Genomic DNA, 19,996 nt, shown 5'->3' with positions numbered 1-19,996 from the left:
CATTTAAAGTGCGGTCTATTTTTAACATATTTTTTGCGAAAAGAAAGTAAAACTTAATTTAAAGGGCTTTTAAAATATCGTCCACGCGTTCTTTCGCATCACCAAAAAGCATTTGGGTGTTTTCTTTGAAGAATAATGGATTTTGTACGCCGGCGTAGCCCACTGCCATTGAGCGTTTGAAGACCACCACATTAGCGGCTTTCCACACTTCTAGTACTGGCATTCCTGCGATTGGGCTGTTTGGATCGTCCATTGCCGCAGGGTTTACAGTATCATTTGCACCGATAACCAACACCACATCAGTATCTGCGAAATCATCGTTGATTTCGTCCATTTCTAATACCACGTCATAAGGCACTTTGACTTCAGCGAGTAACACGTTCATATGCCCTGGTAAACGCCCAGCCACTGGGTGAATACCAAAACGCACATTCACGCCACGATCACGCAATTTTTGGGTAATTTCAGCCACTGGATATTGCGCTTGCGCCACCGCCATACCATATCCCGGGGTGATGATCACAGAGCTTGCATTTTTCAACATTTCCGCTACTTCTTCTGCGGTTGTTTCGCGGTGTTCGCCTTGTTCTTCATCACCACTTGCAACCACGTCATTACCAAAGCCACCAGCGATAACGCTGATAAATGAACGGTTCATCGCTTTACACATAATGTAAGAAAGAATCGCACCTGATGAACCTACTAACGCACCCGTTACGATCAAGAGATCGTTATTAAGCATAAAGCCTGCCGCTGCCGCTGCCCAACCTGAATAAGAGTTCAGCATTGACACCACCACGGGCATATCTGCCCCGCCGATTGAGGCAACCAAGTGCCAACCGAAAGCAAGTGCAATGACCGTCATCAATAACACTGGGAAAATATTTTCTGGTGAGCTTAAAAACGCAATCATTAATAAGGCAGACACCACTAACGCCGCTAAATTTAATTTATGACGATGCGGTAACATTAAGGCTTTAGAGTTGATAATGCCACGCAATTTACCAAATGCCACCACAGAGCCCGTGAAAGTTACCGCACCGATAAAGATCCCTAAGAACACTTCTACATTATGGATTGTGGCAAGGGTTGCTTGTTCTGCATCAAAGGCGGCTTTCGCGTTTTCTAATGCGGCTTCGCTGATAAATGCGGTACCTTCTGGTGCAACAAATTCAGGGGTAACGTGTAAGCCAAAGCTGTTAAAGCCAACTAACACCGCTGCAAGACCAACAAAGCTATGTAAAATAGCTACAAGCTCTGGCATTTCGGTCATTTCTACTTTTAATGCACGTTGGATACCAATCACCGCGCCAATCGCCATAGCGATTAAGATCCAAATTTGCCCTGAAGTTTGTGGGCCAAAAATGGTTGCGATAAGGGCGATGGTCATACCCACAATGCCATACCAACACCCGGCTTTAGCAGTTTCGTGTTTAGAAAGCCCTGCTAAGCTCATAATGAAAAGTAATGCCGCTACAATATATGCAGCCTGTACTAAACCTTCTGACATTGCTTTTTCTCCTTAACCTTTTCTAAACATTGCAAGCATACGTTGGGTAACTTTAAAGCCCCCAAAGATATTGATACTTGCCACTAAAATTGCAATAAACGCGAGCAGGCTAATAAAGAAACTGCCTTGGGCAATTTGCAATAATGCTCCCACAATGATGATGCCTGAAATGGCATTGGTTACCGCCATTAATGGCGTATGTAAGGCGTGGCTCACATTCCAAACCACATAGTACCCCACCACACAAGCAAGCACGAATACGGTGAAGTGTGATAAGAATGCCGCAGGCATCACTGAACCTAGCCATAGGAACAACACGCCAATTGGGCCCATAATGCCGTATTTCACGCGTGGGTCTTGTGGTTTTTCTTCTTTTTTCTCAACCACTACTTCCACTTTTTGTTGTGGCTGGGCAGAAACTTGAATTGGTGGTGCTGGCCAAGTGATTTCACCATCACGAATAACCGTTACACCACGCAATACCACATCATCAAAATCAATGTTGATATTGCCATCTTTCTCTTTGCACAATAATTTGAGCAAGTTCACTAAATTTGTGCCGTAAAGTTGAGAAGATTGCGTTGGCAAGCGAGCTGGGAAATCCGTATAGCCGATAATTTTCACTTGGTTAGGCGTAACGAACACTTCACCTGGTTTGGTATATTCACAGTTACCGCCTGTTAATGCCGCTAAATCCACAATCACCGAACCCGGTTTCATTGAATCCACCATTTCTTTGGTGATCAAACGCGGAGCTGGTTTACCCGGGATCGCAGCGGTGGTGATGATAATATCCACTTCTTTAGCTTGTGCAGCGTAAAGTTCCATTGCTCGGCGGTTAAATTCTTCCGACATCACTTTCGCATAGCCATCACCTGAGCCACCTTCTTCTTCAAAATCAATTTCTAAGAAGTCTGCACCCATTGATTTCACTTGCTCTTTCACTTCTGGACGAGAGTCAAAGGCACGCACGATCGCTCCAAGGCTATTTGCGGTACCAATCGCAGCTAAACCTGCCACACCCGCACCAATCACCAACACTTTCGCCGGTGGCACTTTACCCGCTGCGGTAATTTGCCCCGTGAAGAAGCTACCAAAGGCATTCGCCGCTTCCACCACCGCACGATAACCAGAAATATTCGCCATTGACGAAAGGGCATCTAACGCTTGCGCACGTGAAATACGCGGCACGGCGTCCATCGCTAACACATTGATTTTCTTCGCCGATAATTTTTTCATCAAGGCTTCATTTTGGGCTGGCCAAATAAAGCTAATTAAAGTTGCCCCCTCTTTAATTAAGGCAATTTCCTCATCAGTCGGAGGATTAACTTTCATAATCACATCGGCATTCCAAACTTCTTGCTCAGTGCCAACTTTCGCACCCGCTTCAATGAATGCCTGATCTTCAAAAGTGGCTTTAAAGCCCGCATCGTGTTCAACAATAATTTCAAAGCCAAGCTTCAAAATTTGCTGCACCGTTTTTGGCGTTGCCGCCACGCGAGTTTCATTATCAAGCCGTTCTCTAGGTACACCAATTAACATAATGTTTCCTTCAAATTGGTTGATGATACAATCTGGAAAATCACGCTTTCCAGCCCATAAAATGACAAAAGTCAAACCGTCCTAACTGTACCACTTATTCTAGATAACATACAAAAAGATTTTACATATTGCATCGAAAAAATTTACCGATAAATCACGCCACTATTTAGATTCATCGTGTTACTTAAGGGTAACGATGGATAATGTTTTGATACAATTTTTACCGAAGTTCTATTTTCAAGTAGGAATCCACAAGCCAAGTTCAGCCCTTTATCGATCTTATGCTTGATAAGTAGTCTCATTTGTTGACATTAAAAACAATAATAATTATCATTAATAAAAAATATGGGGCTGTAGTAGATTAGCCCTAAATTTCACACCATTTTCGCAATATTTTTAACTGCTCTTTTGGTGTCCCAAAGTTAAACCGAAATTCACATTCCTTCAAGAATAAAGGAAAGTTTTTTCGGTTAATTCCATTATATTTTCGCAGTATCCGCTTCGCCTGATTCCAAAAATTTTCAATGCCATTAATATGATTTTGTTTCACCGCAAATAGCTCGGAATGATTGATTCGTTCGTGGTGAAATTCACTCACATCAAGTGCATCATAACTGCGATAAGTGTCCGTATAAACCCAGCTATCAGGCTTGATTTTTCTTTTAATAACAGGGAGTAATGTTTCACTCTTGGTGTTTTCAACCACAACAGTAAATACCTTTCCTTGTCGTTTTAGTAACCCAAAAACAGCAACTTTTCCAGCCGCTCCTCGTCCTCGTCCTCGTTTTCCCTTTCGATGACCACCAAAATAGCTTTCGTCTAGTTCAATTTCCCCCTCAAAAATCTCGTTAACTTCAAGGGATAAATGATAGCCAATCACAAGCCTGATTTTATGGTAGAACAAAGCGGCTGTATTCGGTTGAATATCTAGCAAATTTGCTGCTGTTCTTGCAGTAACTTCTGCGACAAAAAACTCAAGCAGTTTTTTCTGTATGGATTGCTTTAATTTACAATATGTTATCTTCATTTTTGTAGTATATCATTGTTGCTAATCTACTACAGCCCCAAATATTAAACTGGATGATACAGAAATCACTTTTCCGAAAGTCCATCGTTTGCTTGGTCGTGTTGGGGTTAGAGGGGCATATAATATAATGAGCAATCGTGGACAAAGAGAGCAAAAAACGATATATGCAACGGCGAATATTTGGCACGATTTTAAACATCAATATACCGCTTATGTGAATAATCTTCCGATAAATTCCCGTTATGTGACAACGTGGTGGGATGCGGGAATAGGTATCCAATTCCCTTTAAAAGCAAATATCGTCTTTTATGCTGATATTCGTTATGAACAGGCGTTTGGAAAACGTGAACGTTTCTATGGATACCGCGGTACACTGGGAATAAAATACAATTTACCTAGTCCGAAATCGGTTACAACAACATTCAAACTTAATACTGATGCACTATTTGCGTTTAATAAATCCACACTACCTGATTTATTACCAAAAGAACGTGACAAAATTGATAATATTTTGATGAAAATAGAGCATTCTCATATTAAACATATTGCTTTGATCGGACATACCGATCGTTTAGGAAGTCAGCAATACAATAAGCAACTAGGATTAAAACGAGCAGAGTCAATTGCAAATTATTTGAAAGCTCAGGGGTTGAATAAAAATATGACAGTAACTTCTCAAGGTGAAGACAATCCTATTACAACACATTGTAAAGGGCATAAAGCGACGAAAGCGTTAATCCATTGCTTACAACCAGATAGACGTGTTGAGATTATTCTTTCTGGAGAAAACATACGACCTTAGTTTTTTTAATTGATAAAGGCATAAGTCATACTATAGATATAGGATTTTAAACATAATCAAAAGCCTTAGATAATCACTAAGGCTTTAATTTGGAATGTTTATGACAGTTTATTGATCATCGCCAACACCATTGCGGAAGATTGTTTGGCAGCGAGCGGAAGAAATTCTTCAAAAGAGATGCTAGCTTTTCCATCACCGCCATCAGAAATGGCTCGTACCACCACAAATGGCACATTGAAAGCGTGGCAAACTTGAGCGATTGCAGCAGCTTCCATTTCCACCGCGATGACATCAGGGAAATCGTGCTTAATTTGTGTTAAGGCTTCTCCGCCGTGAATAAAGCTATCCCCTGAGCAAATCAACCCTTGGTGGACATTTTGCCCTTGTGCTTGTGCCACTTGTAAAGCAAGTGCGGTCAGTTTTTCATCAGAATTAAAGCGTGCGGGACAGGCGGGAAGTTGTCCTTTTTCGTAGCCAAACGCCGTAACATCGGCATCGTGGTGTGCGGTTTGGGTGGAGATCACCACATCGCCCACCTTAAGCCCTTGAGCCACGCCGCCCGCTGATCCCGTGTTAATGATGACATCAGGTTGAGCCAGTTGTAATAATGCCGTTGTTCCCATTGCGGCTGCCACTTTGCCAATGCCCGACTGCAATAAGGCGACCTCTTTGCCGTTAATTTTGCCTTGATAGATGGTTGCACCGCCAATTTGAGTGGTGGTTTTATTTTCCATTTGCGAGCTTAAGGTGGCGACTTCTTGTGCCATTGCTCCAACAATGCCTATTTTCATTCTTTTTCTCTTGTCGTTGTTTGTTAATTAAACGTCCTATACTGCTATCTCGCGTAATTTTGTACGATATTACGAATATCCTGCAGGAAGAACCACAGGGCACATTTGCTTTGCCTATGCTAAAGGTTCGATGTAGTCCACTAAGAGCTGAATGTTACGCTGCCCGCGATATTCATTCACCTCTAATTTATATGCCAGTTTTACCTTTTTCAGCGAAAGATCGGGGTAATAACGGGTGTCCACATTAAACGCGATGGCATCGAGTAATGGCCCGCCATTTTGCGGCTCAACCATCATTTTAAGATGACGCTCCCCCACTAAACGCTGTTGTAAGAGCTTAAACTCACCGTCAAACACGGGCTCAGGAAAGGCTTGTCCCCAAGGGCCTGCTTGTTTGAGAAGCTCGGCAGTATCCAAATTCATAAATTGGCTTGCCAGTTCGCCGTCCGTCCACACAATGCCTTGTAGATCTTTTTCGTCTAAGCACTCTTCCACCACCTCGTTAAATAAGCGTTGAAAATCACTAAATTTTTCTTCTTGAATGCTCAATCCCGCTGCCATTGCGTGTCCGCCAAATTTCAAAATGATGTCAGGGTGGCGAGAATGCAACCGTTCCAACGCATCACGAATGTGCAGCCCCTCAATGGATCGTGCCGAGCCTTTAAGCACGCCTGCTTGATCCTGTGCAAAGGCAATCACGGGGCGGTGAAACTGATCTTTCAATCTTGAAGCCAAAATCCCCAATACACCTTGATGCCAATCCGCCTGATACAGCACAATGCCAGTGGGCAACGGTGGCGTAAGTGCGGTCAATTTTCGGCAAATTTCTAGCGCTTCGAGCTTCATTCCCTGTTCAATTTCTTTGCGCGTTTGGTTCAAGCCATCTAGCTCCAATGCCAAAGCACGGGCGGAAGGCATATCTTCAGCCAATAACAATTCCACGCCTACCGACATATTGTCCAACCGCCCTGCGGCATTTAAGCGAGGGGCAATAGCAAAGCCGAGATCGGAAGCACTAAAACGGCTCAGATCGCGATTTGCCACCTCCGCCAAGGCTTGAATGCCATAGCGACAACGCCCCGCTCGGATTCGTTGCAACCCTTGATAGGCTAAAATGCGGTTATTTTGATCCAACGGCACAACATCGGCAATCGTGCCTAAGGCGACTAAATCCAGCAACTCGGTAAAATTGGGCTGGGTTTTCACATCAAAAACGCCCAGCTCTCGCAGCTTAGCGCGCAATGCCAACATTACATAAAACGCAACGCCAACGCCCGCTAAGGATTTCGAGGGAAAAGCACATTGGGGTAAATTAGGGTTCACAATGGCGTCCGCTTCGGGCAAGGTTTCAGCGGGTAAATGGTGATCTGTTACTACCACTTGCACGCCTTGTTGGGTTAAATATTTCACCCCCTCAAAGGAAGAAATACCGTTATCCACCGTGATCAGCACTTCAACGTTTTTTTCCAACGCCAGTTTTGCCACCTCAACGCTCAGCCCGTAGCCCTGCTCAAAACGGTTAGGGACAAGGTAATCCACCTGCTGAAAACCAAGCTGACGCAATGCCAACACGGTGAGTGCGGTGCTGGTTGCTCCGTCCGCATCAAAATCCCCCACGATGACAATGCGTTTTTGTGCCATTCGTGCTTCTGCCAGCAACGCCACTGCCTTCTCCATTTCTAAAAGTTGATGGGGTGAAAGCATCGCTTTCAAAGTGCGGTCTAATTGTTGCGGTGTTTTTATTTGCCGAGCACGGTAAAGGCGATCAAGCAATGGGTGATCGCTAATCGGCTGTGCTGTGCTAATGGGGCGGCGTTGGATTGTTTTGATCACGAAATAAAATCCTTAAACACATTTTAGGTTTCGCCCTAAAAGGGCGACCTACTTTTCTTTGCTTGTGCAAAGCAAAGTATGCAAAAGAAAGCACACCCTACAGTCTCGCTTTTCCTCATTCCAGTTAGATTTTCCGAGCGGCGAAAAAAGAGATTTTGTTTCGCTCCGCTACACAAAATTACAATTTTTTTCGCCTAAAAATCTAACTTCCATTCGGGCAAGACTGAAGGGAACCCACAAAAGATCATCTAGATTAAATGGGTATATAAGAAATTTTTCATAATTTGTATTATACCTATTCTTCTTGCAAGGCTTTGAGCAATTCTTTTGGCGGTAAATAACCACCGATAAGCTCACCTTTCGGCGTAACAATGCTTGGCGTGCCACGCACACCAAATTGCACACCAAGTTCATAGTGTTTCTTCACGATATCAGCATTTTTTAAGGTTTTCGGCAGGTTGCCTTTTTCCGCTTCATTTAAGGCTTGCGCAGGATCTTTCGCCTGCCAAATGGCTTCCATTTGTTTTGCTGTATTGTTATTTAAGCCACCGCGCGGAAATGCAAGGTAACGAACGGTGATGCCTAAATCATTATATTGGCTAAGTTGTTGATGTAATAAATGGCAGTAATGGCAGGTAATATCCATAAACACGGTTACCACATATTTTTCATTTTTTGCTGGATAAACAATCATTTCATTTTTATAACTATTTAATTTATCTAGCAAAAATTTTCCTGTTAAATCCACCGCACCTTTATCAGTTAGCGCATATAGCTGACCTTGCAGCACATATTTGCCGTCTTCGGAAGCGTAAAAAATGCCTTCGTTGCTGATAACTGTTTTTAAGCCATTGATCGGCGATGACTTAATTTCCATTTGTGATACGCCAAGTTTTTTTAATTGCGCTTCAATTTGTGCATCGCTTGCCACGGCATAGACGGACAACGCGGCTAACGAAAGTGCGGTAATGATTTTCTTCATTTTTCTTTCCTGATGTCTATTCCTTGTGAAAGGCGGATTCTATCACAAGCCCAATCAACAAGCTAATAGGAAAAGGCTTTCAACATAATTGACCTACCAAATTGGGCTAAAATAGCATATAATTCGGCTCTTATATGCAAAATTAGATAGAACTGAATTTATGTTTGAAATTAATCCAATCAAAAATAAAATTGCCGACCTCGCTGAACGCACGGCAACCCTTAGGGGGTATCTTTGACTTTGATAGCAAAGTCGAACGTTTAGAAGAAGTGAATGCCGAGCTGGAACAGCCCGATGTGTGGAACGAGCCAGAAAAAGCCCAAGCCTTAGGCAAAGAGCGTGCTAGCCTTGAAAGCGTGGTGAATACCATCAACAATTTGCAACAAGGGTTAGATGATGTGGACGGCTTGCTTGAACTCGCCATTGAAGCGGAAGACGAAGCCACCTTCAACGAAGCCGTTGCTGAATTAGACGAGCTTGAGCAAAAACTCGCTGGGCTTGAATTTCGCCGTATGTTTAGTGGTGCAAATGATGCGGCGGATTGCTATGTGGATCTGCAAGCAGGCTCAGGCGGTACGGAAGCACAAGACTGGACAGAAATGCTGTTGCGAATGTACTTGCGTTGGGCGGAAAGCAAAGGCTTTAAAACGGAATTAATGGAAGTTTCAGACGGCGATGTAGCAGGCATAAAATCGGCCACTATTCGCATTTCTGGCGAATACGCATTTGGTTGGCTACGCACCGAAACAGGGATTCACCGCTTAGTGCGTAAAAGCCCGTTTGATTCCAACAACCGCCGCCACACCTCTTTCAGCGCCGCTTTTGTGTACCCTGAAATTGATGACGATATTGATATTGATATTGAAATCAATCCTGCGGATTTACGCATTGATGTGTACCGAGCCTCAGGTGCGGGCGGACAGCACGTGAATAAAACCGAAAGTGCGGTACGAATTACCCATATTCCAAGTGGTATTGTGGTGCAATGTCAAAATGATCGTTCACAGCATAAAAATAAAGATCAAGCGATGAAGCAGCTTAAAGCCAAGCTCTACGAATTGGAGCTACAAAAGCAAAATGCGGAAAAACAAGCAATGGAAGACAACAAATCCGACATTGGTTGGGGCAGCCAAATTCGTTCTTATGTGTTAGATGATTCACGCATCAAAGATTTGCGTACGGGCGTAGAAAACCGCAACACCCAAGCCGTGCTAGACGGTAATTTAGACAGATTTATTGAGGCGAGTTTGAAGGCTGGGTTATAAGCTCAAGGTAACAAAATGACCAGGAATGACATCAACAAAATTCTCAAGGCTCTGCCCTTTATTAATGATGATTTAATTTATTTCTATAATTATCATTCCAATAAAATTGAGAATAATAGTCTGACTTTAGGGGAAACGGTTACCGTTTTAAAAGATGGTTTTGGCGTATCAAAACCCCTTAAAGATATTCGCGATGTGGAAAATCATCATCGCGCATTGCATTTTGTCTTTGAATTAGCGAAAGCCCAAGAGCCTTTATCTTTGCGTACCATTCGTGAAATTCAGGCATTGGTTGAACCAGAAAGAACAGGATTTAGAACGCAGCTTGTTGAAATTCTAAATACTGATGTGAAAACCGCTGAGCCTTTTGAAATCAGTCTACGTTTGGAACAAATTTTAGAAAATTATCACCGCAAAGATGAAGATAAATACGAGCAAGATTTTTTCTATAAATTAGCAGAGTTTCACATTGCTTTTGAACGTATCCATCCTTTTATTGATGGAAATGGACGTACTGGGCGGCTTTTACTGAATTTAGAATTACTCAAAGCAGGTTATCCGCTGACTACAATAAAGTTTGAAGATCGCCCAATGTATTACGATGCTTTTTCTGATGTGGAAAAAATGAAAATATTGCTGGAAAAAAGCGTTCAAGATACTATTGAGATGATTGTAGAAAAAGCAAAATAAACATTAAGATCACAATTTGTGACCTAAAAATCAAACACATTTTATTTTTTAATAAAGGTAAAACAAATGACAGAACAAACTCAAGAATTAGATTTAAACGGTGAGATGTTGGTTCGCCGTGAAAAATTGGCGGCATTGCGTAAAAAAGGCAATGCGTTTCCTAATACCTTCCGCCGTGATGCGTTGGCACAGGATTTACATCAGCAATATGATGAGGTTGATGGCGAAGCCTTAAAAGAGCAAGGTGTAGAAGTGAAAGTGGCTGGGCGTATTATGACACGCCGTATTATGGGGAAAGCCACCTTTGTAACCTTGCAAGATATGAGCGGACGCATTCAGCTTTATATCGCCCGCGATAACCTGCCTGAGGGCGTTTATGCTGATGATGTGGGCAACTGGGATTTAGGTGATATTGTGGGCGTGAAAGGCACATTGTTCAAAACCAAAACCAATGAACTTACTGTACGTGCCAGTGAAGTTCAACTTTTAACCAAAGCATTACGTCCGTTGCCAGACAAATTCCACGGTCTTTCGGATCAAGAAATGCGTTATCGTCAGCGTTATTTGGATCTCATTTCTAACGAAGAATCTCGCCGCACTTTTATTATCCGTTCAAAAGTAATTGCGGGAATGCGTGAATACTTCATCAGTAAAGGCTTTATCGAAGTGGAAACCCCAATGTTGCAAGTGATCCCCGGTGGTGCAGCAGCACGTCCATTTGTGACCCATCACAATGCTTTAGACATTGATATGTATCTGCGTATAGCCCCAGAGCTTTACCTCAAACGTCTTGTGGTGGGAGGCTTTGAACGCGTGTTTGAACTCAACCGCAACTTCCGTAACGAGGGCGTATCGGTGCGTCATAACCCAGAATTTACAATGATCGAATACTACCAAGCCTATGCGGATTATCACGATTTAATGGATAACACCGAAGAGTTATTACGCAAGTTGGCCTTAGATATTTTAGGCACAACCATCGTGCCGTACGGTGATTATGAATTTGATTTCGGCAAACCGTTCGAGCGAATCACAATGCACGATGCGATCTTAAAACACGGTGCAGATAAAGGTATCGTGAAAGAGGATCTGTACGACCTCGATCGTGCCAAAGCCTTGGCTTCCAAACTCGGCATTGAAGTACAAAAATCTTGGGGCTTAGGCTCGATCGTCAATGCAATTTTTGAAGAAGTGGCAGAACATCACTTAATTCAGCCAACGTTCTTAATGGCTCACCCAGCGGAAATTTCACCATTAGCACGCCGTAATGATGAAAACCCAGAAGTAACCGATCGCTTTGAATTATTTATCGGTGGTCGCGAAATTGGTAACGGTTTCTCAGAGCTTAACGATGCAGAAGACCAAGCAGAACGCTTTGATGCACAAGTGGCTGCCAAAGAAGCGGGTGATGATGAAGCAATGTTTAAAGATGAAGATTTTGTTACCGCACTTGAACACGGCTTGCCACCAACGGCTGGCGAGGGCTTAGGTATTGACCGCTTAGCAATGCTCTTTGCTAACGCCCCGTCAATTCGCGATGTGATTTTATTCCCAGCGATGAAACAGAAATAAAACACAATCTATCAATTAATTGTAGAAAAGGCTTCTTAAGAAAAAGGTGTAATAAATGTTTAAAATTTTCTATAAACAACTTTATTTTGTTGTGGTTGCTGCTTTTTTTTCGGCAACATCGGCTTATGCAACTGAAACGGTACAAGTGCCAGATAATAAAAAAGCATACGAATTGACTCAAGAGGAAGTTAATGACTTGAAAAATCAATATAAGTATGACTTTATCACGGGTAAACCTTATGTTCCCATTGTTTTTCTCGGTGAACGTTATGAAAGTGATGCATTGCTTGAGCTAGCTAAAAATGGTTATCGAATTAATAATAAACTTCATAAGCTTACAAAAAGTGCAGAGATTATTTTGATGATGCCTAGAATTGATTTGTTGGGAAAATATATGGGAGCATTAGCCAAAACAACAAATAATCTTTATGTTTTTATTATGGACAATGATAAACAGGCGGAACCCTATGGAGATCGTAGTTATCAACAGTATTTAAAACAAGGATTAGACAAGAGATTACCTAAAAATGTTATAGTATTTCGTTTACAAGATGAAAGTGTTACACCATTTCCAGGAAAAAATAATTTCGAGTTTAGTAGAAATGCAAGTATTTTAGATAGTGCCGTATTTAATAATCAAGTAAAACAAATTTTTCAGAGTATTACTAAAGTTAAAAATAACTATCCACAAAAATAGCGACACATTTTATATGTATAGAGTAAAGATACGAATTCTATGAGTTCGTATCTTTTTATTTTGATAAAAGATCTTAATTTTGGATTTAAATTCTCTTATTGTAGGGATGAACTGATATTCGGACAGAGCAATTTGCCCCTTGTTCTAACAGTTTAGTAATTCTCGCACTTTCCAAACAAACCATTGTTTTATAACCTGTTTCGCTCATTCCACCAGTAGCTTTATGCCAAGGATTCCACAGCACCACATTGCTTGCATTATGATGTGCGATATTAATTGTACGCCCGTCCCCTTTATCGATAATTTGATGAGAAACAGGGGATTGCACCGTATAAATGCAATCAATATGCTGATCAATTAAGCGGGGAGAAGGCACATTTTCTTGCTGTTGAGTTAATGCGTTGAAGCATTCTGTTGGCAAGTTTTGCACTTCCACATTCACCACATCGCTTAAATTCAAATAGCTATGCAACGCAAGTTGGGCAGGTTCTTGGCCATAATGCTGAAAAATAATTTCACAATCTTGGCTAAAGATCATTGTGGTTTTGGCTTCAATCAAATGATCTGAAGAAAATAAGCAAAATTCTAACCGCACTTTGTTTTCTTCAATTTCATAATCACTGAGTTGCCATAAACTGATGCGCACATAACCGTGCGCAGGGGATTTTGCCCCACCAAACCAAGGATAGCAAATTGGCACACCACCTCGAATGGCATTACCTAATTTGAACGGTTCAATTTCACTCAGCCAAAGTACGTCTTTCTGCGTGCCTTTTGGCTGCCAGCTAAATAAATGTGCACCTTGAAGCGAGATCAAAGCTTTACCCACTTGGTGATCTAATGCGATCACGGGAATTTCATTATATTGCTGTAAACTTAAAACTGAGGTAAGTTGTTTGATGGTTGTTATTGTTGTCATTAAATTATTCTCCTTTAACAATGTGAATTATTCACTTCCTCACGCAAAAACTTTCCGTGTTGTAGGAAAATGGTGCGGTTGGTGAGCTTACCCAGTTCGGGATTATGCGTTACCATCACGATCGTTCGTCCTTGCTGATTGAGTTCGGTAAGCAGATCAAGAACGAGTTTTTCGTTTTTTTCATCAAGATTTCCTGTAGGCTCATCAGCGAAGATGACGGGGGGCTGATTAACCAAGGCTCGTGCGATACAAACCCGTTGTTGTTCCCCCCCTGAAAGTTGGCTTGGGCGGTGATCAAAACGGTGAGCCAAGCCCACTTGAGCTAATACCGCTTTGGCAGCTTCTTCATCAACAACACTGTGATAATGCTGAGCGAGCATGACGTTTTCTAGTGCAGTTAAGTAGGGAATGAGGTGGAATTGTTGGAAAACCAAGCCGATTTTTTCCGCACGAAAACGCTGGCGACCCGTTTCATCGAGCTGAGCCGCGTCCACGCCGTCTAAAATCACTTTGCCAGAGGTTGCAGTGTCTAAGCCCGTGAGAATGTTCATTAGCGTGGTTTTGCCTGAACCCGAAGTGCCCATAATGGTTACAAATTCTCCTTCAGCGATTTGGATATTAATATCTTCAAGGGCAGTAACTTGTCCAAAGCGTTTATATAAATGTTGGGTTTCAATCACATAATTTTTCATTTTATTCGCCTTTTAATACGTTGGCTGTTTGAATCTCTAATGCTCTCCGCGTTGGCACGATCACCGCAATAAAAGCGACGCTGAGCGAAAGGAAAATCGTGATCGGAATAACGGGTAAGCGCAAGTCAATATAGGCTTTAAACACGGTGATGCCAAGAATTTGTGCCAGTAAATACCCTAAAATTAGCCCCACGACGATAGCACAAAATGCGATGAGTGAAATTTCTGTGCCAATTTGCTTAATAATATCTTGCTGTTTTGCACCTAAGGCTTTTTGCAGCGCAAATTCTTTCGCCCGTTCTCCCACAATGGCAATTAAGGTGGTGTTCACGCAAAGGGTGGCTAGAATGAGAATTACAACGGAAATCAAGCCCATTAAGCCTTTGATTTTATCCAAAATTTGCCCCTCAGAGGCGGATACTTTCAAGATCGGGCGAATGGCTAAATCAGGATACTGCTGTTGTAATTGTTGTGCAAATTGGCTCACTTGCCCTTGATCGTTTTTCACATTCAGAAGCGCATTAGTGATTAAGCCCGTTTTATCTAACCATTGTTGGGCAAATTCAAGATTAACAATCAGCATATTGTCCGTGGCATCACCACTTTCTACAATAGCTTTAATGGTGAAGTGATGCTTTTCTGCCCCTTTGTTCAAGGTGATTTTATCGCCAAGGTTCAGGTTTAACCGTTGGGCAAGGGATTTGCCGATCATCGCGTTGCGATCATCAAAATTTACGCCAATGGGTGATCCTGTGATTTGCCAATAAGGGGAAAGGGTTCGCATTGCATCAAACCACACGCCCATTATCACCACTTTTTCTAAATCTGCTCGAGTCACGCCATAAAGATAAGGGCTAGCGGCCGTAATTAAGCCTTGCGGTGCTTGGCTGAGAATTTGGTTAAAGTCTTTTTCGTTCATCAAGCCACTGCTGTTTGAGCCGATATAAAAATTCGCGCCAAAGGTACGCAGCTCTTGGCTCATTTTGGTGTTGATGTCGAAATAGACCGCTGCCATTGCGGTAACAATACTCGCCCCCACAGTGAGTGCGGCGAAGATAATTATCACCCGTTGCAAGCGTAAGCGTAACGCATTGATAATTAAACGCCAAAACATCGTACGCGTTTTATTGGCGACCATATAGCACCTCCACAGGGTAAAGCTGTGCAATGCGATGAGCAGGAAACCAAGTGCCGATCAGAGCGATAATCACCGAAAGCACGAGTACGCAAGGCACAACGATCCAAGCAAAATCAAGGGGAGAACCAAAGAGGGTAATGCCGATAAATTTTGCCAAGCCCCAGCCAGCTACACAGCCTAACGCCCCGCCGATCAAGGCACTGAGAATCGCTTCGCAATAAAACAGCAACACGATTTGCCATTGATATGCCCCAAGGGCTTTCATTAAGCCGATTTCTTTGCTTCGTTCAATAATGGTAGTGGTCATTAATGAGGCGATCCCCATTGCGGCAGCGACTAAGGCGGCGACGGTAACCACTGCTAGCAAGAGCTGGATTTTCTCAATCACCACGCCCTCAGAGGCGGCGACTTGCCAGATTGGACGCACCACAGCCCCTGAAATCGCTTCTTCTAATTGATGTGAAATGGAGGAAACATAGGCGGTGCAATACCAGCGGTCATATTCCTCCGCAGCGAGAGCGTCAGGATTATCCCGTGCTTTGCGGGACAGCTTATTTTCTGGCACAGTGAGGGCGGAAACCTTAATACCTTGCACCTTGTCCGATAAATTGAGTAAATTTTGCACCGCACTTAAGGGCAGCACGATTTGTTGTTCTTCCGTTCCACCTGTGCTTAAAATGCCGACAAGATGAATGTGAAGTGTGCGTTGAATTTGCCCCTCGTGATAGCTCAACTGAATGCGATCGCCGATTTTCCATTGGGTTTGATTGGCTAATTGGTTGCCAAGCAGAGCGGGGATTGCTTCACCAAAATGATCTTGGCTGTCGTTCACCCATTGCCCTTGCACTTTCCAATAGGGGCTAATAATACGTTGCCCCGTGTGATAATCTTCTTCATCAGGAATGGCGATATGATGATCAAAGAACGTGCCTAAAATCGCGACATTCCGTTCATTGCCTTGCGTGAGGTTTTTGCCCGCCACTTCCGCACTGAGTAATGGGGCAAAGCCCACAATATTATTACGCCAAAAAATATCTTTCACATTTGGCAGTTCTTTTTGGTCTAAAAAATCCTGCGTAGAAAGGCTATTTCCGCCGTTCATTTCTGCGGAAAGCACCGCCTGACTGGCTGGCTCGATCAAAATATTCGCACCGTAAGATTTCAGCTCGTGAGCCATTTTGTCGCCAATATCAATGGACACCGCGAGAAGGGCAGAAACCAAGCCCGCCGCGAGAAAAATCGTCATAATGGCAAGTAATTTGCGTTTTAGCCCATAACGCCAAGATTGCAATAACATTCTACTGAGCATTAGGGATTTTCCTCTTTAGCAAGATAGGCTTCAGGATTATCGCGGAACGCGTTGAGATTTTTTTCATTGGCGAAGAAGTAGGTTTTGCCTGCGTAATTGTATTTATGCTCCGCGGTGGTATTTTTCAATTTTGTGCCGTCCACTGGATCATTCACGTCCAATTCCACGATGGTAGAAAAATAGTTCAGCCCGTCTTCAAGGCTTTTTTTGCTGATAATCACGTCGCTATCGGTTTGTTGCCAATCTTCAATCGGCACGGGGTTACAGCCGCCCGGTTTGCCAATGGACGGGATAAACATTCGCACACCACAGCCCACGCAAACCACTTGATCGCCCTCCATTACATAGCCTTGATCGCCGCACAGAATACAAGCGTCAAACACCACAGCCAAGCTGAGGTTTTTCGTTGAGCGGTTGATAATGAAAAAACGCACCGCCTTACCATCACTGGCAATCCACACGAATCGGTGTAATTTGCCGTCTTTCACCTGCTCAATGGGAATATGAATGCGGTTTTGTTTATCGAGCGTTACGGGTTTTGCTTCAGAAAGTTGCGGAGGGCGAGAGGCGATTTGATCCCAATAAAGTTGTGCTGCGATAATGCTACATAAGGCGACAACACCCCACAATAGCGTGCGGCGGCTGGTTTGTAATAGGGCTAATTTTTTCCGTTTTTCAATGGGTTGAAGCGTATTGTTTACCACAGTTTTGTTGGCAGAATGGATTTTTAGTGCAAATAAAATCAGGCTTAATGCCGTCAGTACGACGATAAAATAATTGCTATAACTGATCAAGTTGCTGGATTTTGCCACGAAACTTAATCGCGCTTTGGTGAGATCAATCACTTGCAATTTCATCAAGCCAAGTAATACTTCACCGATTAAAGGCAAGAGTAAAAATAGGGTAGTGAGCGAAATCAGCAAAAAGGGAAGTGCGGTGAGTTTTTTCGCTGTTTTATTTTGGCTTAACAGAAGATAAAGCCAAAAGGCGAACAAAAAGCAAAAAATCACGCCAGAAATGACCGCACTTAAGTGCAGAATAAAATCCGTATTAATAACATCGGTGCTGGTAATGGCGGAAATATTGGGATCTCTCGCCCACAACGCTCCTGCCACAAGGCAAAGCATAAATTGCCAAAAATAGGCAAGTTTGATTGAGCGGAAGAACGACGAAATATAAAACGCCCCTAAGGTGGCAATGAAGAAAAGGGCTAGCCCTAATTTAACGGGGTGATAAGAGGGAAGTTGCAAATAGCCCACCACACCACAAACCAGCCCAAATAAAGAAAGCCAAAGGACGCGTTTTAAATGGATATTGTCATATTTCAGCCAATTCACGCCTAATAACAAGGAAATTGGCAAAAACGATTGCAGTAAGAAAACGAAGTAGTAGTTCATAGTTTTTTTAATTTATATCATTCTGTTGTTTTCGGGCGGACACATAGGTCCGCCCCTTGTATATTAAAATTAATATAAAATAGCAACAAAACCCCGTTATCTGCATCTCGCATACGCCCCAGGCAACAAACCGAGTTGTAGCAATGAGAGCAGATAACATTTCACCAAAAAACCGAACAGTTGCCAGACTTAAACCCGAATGCAAGGCAGGTTAATGATGAATGAACAAACTTATTGTGGTATTGATGTTGCTAAACGTCATTTCGTCATTGGGCTTTCTACCCAAAAACGAACTAAGACCGAAACCAACAATCCGAAAGGGATTGCGCATACCATTGAGTATTTACGTCGTTTCAGTGTGGACTTAATTGTCCTTGAAAGCACCGGTGGGCTTGAACTTCCATTAGCTAAAGCACTCCACCGCACAGGCTTTCGTGTGGTGATTGCTAACCCGCGACAAACCAATCAGTTTGCGATGTCGCAATCACTAGCAAAAACCGACAATAAAGATGCCAAAATGTTGGCTTTTTACGCCCAAATGCTCGCAATGCGTGATAATGTAGCACAGCAGCTTTACATACCACCCACTCCCGAGCAGGAACAGCTTGAAGCCCTTGTTTCACGCCGTAATCAGCTTGTTGAAATGCGTTTTGCGGAGAAAAACCGCCTTGAACAAGTTCATTCCACACAAGTATTCAGTGTTGAACAGCATATCGACTATCTCAGCCTGCGTATTGATGAGCTGGATAGGGAAATCGAACAGCATCTCAAACATTTTGACGATACAATAAAAAAGTTTAAAGACATCAAAGGGTTGGGTACACAAACAATAGCCGTTTTGATGTCAATGTTGCCTGAGTTAGGTCAATACACACATAAACAAATCGCTTCACTTGTTGGTGTTGCACCCCATCCTAAAGAAAGTGGCAACACCAAATGGAAAAGCCGCTGTTCAGGTGGTCGCAAAGCCGTACGAAATGCACTGTATATGGCAACATTTGTTTGTGTGCGTTTTGAGCCTAAACTCAAACAATTTTACGAACGCTTACGTGCTAATGGTAAGGCGTTCAAAGTGGCGATTAACGCCTGTATGCGTAAACTTCTCACCATTTTAAATGCGATTGTCCGCGATGACTCGCAATGGGACGCTCACGCACTTTAATTAACGAATTTGTATTTTTGCTTTTTAGCTGAATACAGTTGCTACGGGTTATGGAATTCAATTAATATCATTCCGTAAATTACTGGTAGGGGCGGACCTATGTGTCCGCCCGCATGCTAGATAAATTACAGATTATTTTAATCCAGTAAATTTAAACTCATAGCTCACATCAAAAGGTTTCCACCAACGGCCTACGCCTGTTTCGCTGTCGGTATGGCGGTGCATACCCGCTTTTGATGGTGGGTCGATGTGATAGGTTACTTTGTAGTTACCTACGCCCATCATTTTTACGTTTGCGCCATAATGTGGGCCATCGCCGGCTACCATTGGCATAAATGTGCCTTCTTGTTTTTCACCAGTGTCGGTGTTTACCAAGGTGTAGGCGATGGTTAAATATGGCATCCATTCGCCTTCGCCAAAACCGTTGTCGTTGCCTTTGGTAGCGTGAATATCTGCTTCAAGGTGAATGTCTGAGTCCTTAGCAGATAAGCCCATTCCACGCGGTTCCATATCAATAGGCTGTAAATAAACGGCAGCAATTTCCATACCATTCATTGTTACCGCTTCACCAATTGGGTATTCTTTGAAGGCAAGGGCTGAAGGGGCAGTTAAAATTCCTGCTAATAAAGTCGCTGCAACGAATGTTTTTTTCATAGGAACTCCTATTT

The 19,996-nt window shown here is 42.9% G+C and carries 18 protein-coding genes; 6 read left to right on the top strand and 12 right to left on the bottom strand.

Features of this window, described 5'->3' with window-relative positions:
* Positions 1-58 precede the first annotated feature (58 nt).
* From pntB to DXZ23_RS10085, 3 genes are all read right to left on the bottom strand, one after another.
* Positions 59-1,510: a Re/Si-specific NAD(P)(+) transhydrogenase subunit beta gene (gene pntB / locus DXZ23_RS10095; protein ID WP_017805921.1), complete on the bottom strand. Its 1,452-nt coding sequence runs from the start codon at positions 1,508-1,510 to the stop codon at positions 59-61.
* Between the two features lie 12 nt (positions 1,511-1,522).
* A complete protein-coding gene (gene pntA, locus DXZ23_RS10090) occupies positions 1,523-3,052 on the bottom strand; it encodes a Re/Si-specific NAD(P)(+) transhydrogenase subunit alpha (RefSeq protein ID WP_017805920.1) in 1,530 nt (509 codons plus the stop codon).
* Positions 3,053-3,419: 367 nt separating this feature from the next.
* Complete coding sequence (locus DXZ23_RS10085; protein ID WP_017805094.1) at positions 3,420-4,079, bottom strand: IS1595 family transposase; 660 nt, start codon at positions 4,077-4,079, stop codon at positions 3,420-3,422.
* Positions 4,080-4,122: 43 nt separating this feature from the next.
* Here DXZ23_RS10085 and DXZ23_RS10080 point away from each other — a divergent pair, with 43 nt between their 5' ends.
* Positions 4,123-4,881 carry an OmpA family protein gene (locus tag DXZ23_RS10080; protein WP_338010248.1) on the top strand — a complete coding sequence of 253 codons (759 nt, stop codon included), beginning with the start codon at positions 4,123-4,125 and terminating at the stop codon, positions 4,879-4,881.
* Positions 4,882-4,979: 98 nt separating this feature from the next.
* Here DXZ23_RS10080 and mtnN read toward each other — a convergent pair whose 3' ends face one another.
* The 3 genes from mtnN to dsbC form a co-directional block, all read right to left on the bottom strand.
* Positions 4,980-5,672, bottom strand: coding sequence for a 5'-methylthioadenosine/S-adenosylhomocysteine nucleosidase (gene mtnN / locus DXZ23_RS10075; protein ID WP_017805918.1), 693 nt, complete (start codon positions 5,670-5,672; stop codon positions 4,980-4,982).
* 114 nt (positions 5,673-5,786) lie between these two features.
* Positions 5,787-7,505 (bottom strand): single-stranded-DNA-specific exonuclease RecJ, encoded by a 1,719-nt coding sequence (gene recJ, locus DXZ23_RS10070; RefSeq protein ID WP_017805917.1) that lies wholly within the window; start codon positions 7,503-7,505, stop codon positions 5,787-5,789.
* A 295-nt stretch (positions 7,506-7,800) separates the two neighbouring features.
* On the bottom strand, positions 7,801-8,487 hold the full coding sequence (gene dsbC / locus DXZ23_RS10065; protein WP_017805916.1) for a bifunctional protein-disulfide isomerase/oxidoreductase DsbC: 687 nt from the start codon (positions 8,485-8,487) through the stop codon (positions 7,801-7,803).
* 160 nt (positions 8,488-8,647) lie between these two features.
* On the opposite strand from dsbC, the gene prfB reads away from it, so the two are divergent.
* The 4 genes from prfB to DXZ23_RS10045 all read left to right on the top strand — a co-directional run bounded on the left by prfB (position 8,648) and on the right by DXZ23_RS10045 (position 12,711).
* Positions 8,648-9,752, top strand: a protein-coding gene (gene prfB, locus DXZ23_RS10060) for a peptide chain release factor 2 (RefSeq protein ID WP_103846616.1) whose coding sequence is annotated in 2 segments (ribosomal slippage) — positions 8,648-8,722 and positions 8,724-9,752 — 1,104 coding nt in all. Because the reading frame shifts where the segments join, the coding sequence is not laid out codon by codon here.
* 15 nt (positions 9,753-9,767) lie between these two features.
* Positions 9,768-10,442, top strand: a complete 675-nt coding sequence (locus tag DXZ23_RS10055; protein WP_017805914.1) for a Fic family protein — start codon at positions 9,768-9,770, stop codon at positions 10,440-10,442.
* Between the two features lie 66 nt (positions 10,443-10,508).
* The gene (lysS, locus tag DXZ23_RS10050; protein WP_017805913.1) at positions 10,509-12,014 is read left to right on the top strand and encodes a lysine--tRNA ligase; all 1,506 of its coding nucleotides are present in this window, start codon (positions 10,509-10,511) and stop codon (positions 12,012-12,014) included.
* A 55-nt stretch (positions 12,015-12,069) separates the two neighbouring features.
* The gene (locus DXZ23_RS10045; RefSeq protein ID WP_017805912.1) at positions 12,070-12,711 is read left to right on the top strand and encodes a hypothetical protein; all 642 of its coding nucleotides are present in this window, start codon (positions 12,070-12,072) and stop codon (positions 12,709-12,711) included.
* 85 nt (positions 12,712-12,796) lie between these two features.
* Here DXZ23_RS10045 and DXZ23_RS10040 read toward each other — a convergent pair whose 3' ends face one another.
* From DXZ23_RS10040 to DXZ23_RS10020, 5 genes are read right to left on the bottom strand one after another with little or no spacing between them, the layout of a single operon-like run.
* Positions 12,797-13,630, bottom strand: a complete 834-nt coding sequence (locus DXZ23_RS10040) for a D-hexose-6-phosphate mutarotase (protein WP_017805911.1) — start codon at positions 13,628-13,630, stop codon at positions 12,797-12,799.
* 14 nt (positions 13,631-13,644) lie between these two features.
* Positions 13,645-14,322, bottom strand: coding sequence for an ABC transporter ATP-binding protein (locus DXZ23_RS10035; RefSeq protein WP_017805910.1), 678 nt, complete (start codon positions 14,320-14,322; stop codon positions 13,645-13,647).
* Position 14,323: 1 nt separating this feature from the next.
* Entirely contained in the window at positions 14,324-15,460 is a 1,137-nt protein-coding gene (locus tag DXZ23_RS10030; RefSeq protein ID WP_017805909.1) for an ABC transporter permease, read from the bottom strand.
* Positions 15,447-16,769 (bottom strand): ABC transporter permease, encoded by a 1,323-nt coding sequence (locus DXZ23_RS10025; RefSeq protein ID WP_017805908.1) that lies wholly within the window; start codon positions 16,767-16,769, stop codon positions 15,447-15,449. Before DXZ23_RS10025 ends, DXZ23_RS10030 begins: the two co-directional genes overlap by 14 nt.
* The gene (locus DXZ23_RS10020) at positions 16,769-18,166 is read right to left on the bottom strand and encodes a Fe-S-containing protein (RefSeq protein ID WP_017805907.1); all 1,398 of its coding nucleotides are present in this window, start codon (positions 18,164-18,166) and stop codon (positions 16,769-16,771) included. The genes DXZ23_RS10025 and DXZ23_RS10020 overlap by 1 nt, the downstream gene beginning before the upstream one ends.
* A gap of 214 nt (positions 18,167-18,380) precedes the next feature.
* Between DXZ23_RS10020 and DXZ23_RS10015 the strand changes: the two genes are divergently transcribed.
* Positions 18,381-19,328, top strand: coding sequence for an IS110 family transposase (locus tag DXZ23_RS10015; RefSeq protein ID WP_017805811.1), 948 nt, complete (start codon positions 18,381-18,383; stop codon positions 19,326-19,328).
* Positions 19,329-19,460: 132 nt separating this feature from the next.
* Here the strand turns inward: DXZ23_RS10015 and DXZ23_RS10010 are convergent, their stop codons facing one another.
* Complete coding sequence (locus DXZ23_RS10010) at positions 19,461-19,982, bottom strand: iron transporter (protein WP_017805905.1); 522 nt, start codon at positions 19,980-19,982, stop codon at positions 19,461-19,463.
* Between the last annotated feature and the right edge of the window lie 14 nt (positions 19,983-19,996).

Source organism: Avibacterium paragallinarum, assembly GCF_900450705.1.
Lineage (GTDB): Bacteria > Pseudomonadota > Gammaproteobacteria > Enterobacterales > Pasteurellaceae > Avibacterium > Avibacterium paragallinarum.
Note: the sequence above shows the minus strand (reverse complement) of the source record. Positions and strands in the feature narration are given on the sequence as shown.

Bases quoted from the DNA above. Each gene is read 5' to 3' on its own strand.
- pntA (WP_017805920.1), bottom strand. From the start codon at position 3,052: ATGTTAATTGGTGTACCTAGAGAACGGCTTGATAATGAAACTCGCGTG.
- pntB (WP_017805921.1), bottom strand. From the start codon at position 1,510: ATGTCAGAAGGTTTAGTACAGGCTGCATATATTGTAGCGGCATTACTT.
- DXZ23_RS10030 (WP_017805909.1), bottom strand. From the start codon at position 15,460: ATGGTCGCCAATAAAACGCGTACGATGTTTTGGCGTTTAATTATCAAT.
- DXZ23_RS10085 (WP_017805094.1), bottom strand. From the start codon at position 4,079: ATGAAGATAACATATTGTAAATTAAAGCAATCCATACAGAAAAAACTG.
- DXZ23_RS10035 (WP_017805910.1), bottom strand. From the start codon at position 14,322: ATGAAAAATTATGTGATTGAAACCCAACATTTATATAAACGCTTTGGA.
- lysS (WP_017805913.1), top strand. From the start codon at position 10,509: ATGACAGAACAAACTCAAGAATTAGATTTAAACGGTGAGATGTTGGTT.
- mtnN (WP_017805918.1), bottom strand. From the start codon at position 5,672: ATGAAAATAGGCATTGTTGGAGCAATGGCACAAGAAGTCGCCACCTTA.
- DXZ23_RS10045 (WP_017805912.1), top strand. From the start codon at position 12,070: ATGTTTAAAATTTTCTATAAACAACTTTATTTTGTTGTGGTTGCTGCT.
- DXZ23_RS10010 (WP_017805905.1), bottom strand. From the start codon at position 19,982: ATGAAAAAAACATTCGTTGCAGCGACTTTATTAGCAGGAATTTTAACT.
- DXZ23_RS10040 (WP_017805911.1), bottom strand. From the start codon at position 13,630: ATGACAACAATAACAACCATCAAACAACTTACCTCAGTTTTAAGTTTA.
- dsbC (WP_017805916.1), bottom strand. From the start codon at position 8,487: ATGAAGAAAATCATTACCGCACTTTCGTTAGCCGCGTTGTCCGTCTAT.
- DXZ23_RS10055 (WP_017805914.1), top strand. From the start codon at position 9,768: ATGACCAGGAATGACATCAACAAAATTCTCAAGGCTCTGCCCTTTATT.
- DXZ23_RS10020 (WP_017805907.1), bottom strand. From the start codon at position 18,166: ATGAACTACTACTTCGTTTTCTTACTGCAATCGTTTTTGCCAATTTCC.
- DXZ23_RS10015 (WP_017805811.1), top strand. From the start codon at position 18,381: ATGATGAATGAACAAACTTATTGTGGTATTGATGTTGCTAAACGTCAT.
- DXZ23_RS10025 (WP_017805908.1), bottom strand. From the start codon at position 16,769: ATGCTCAGTAGAATGTTATTGCAATCTTGGCGTTATGGGCTAAAACGC.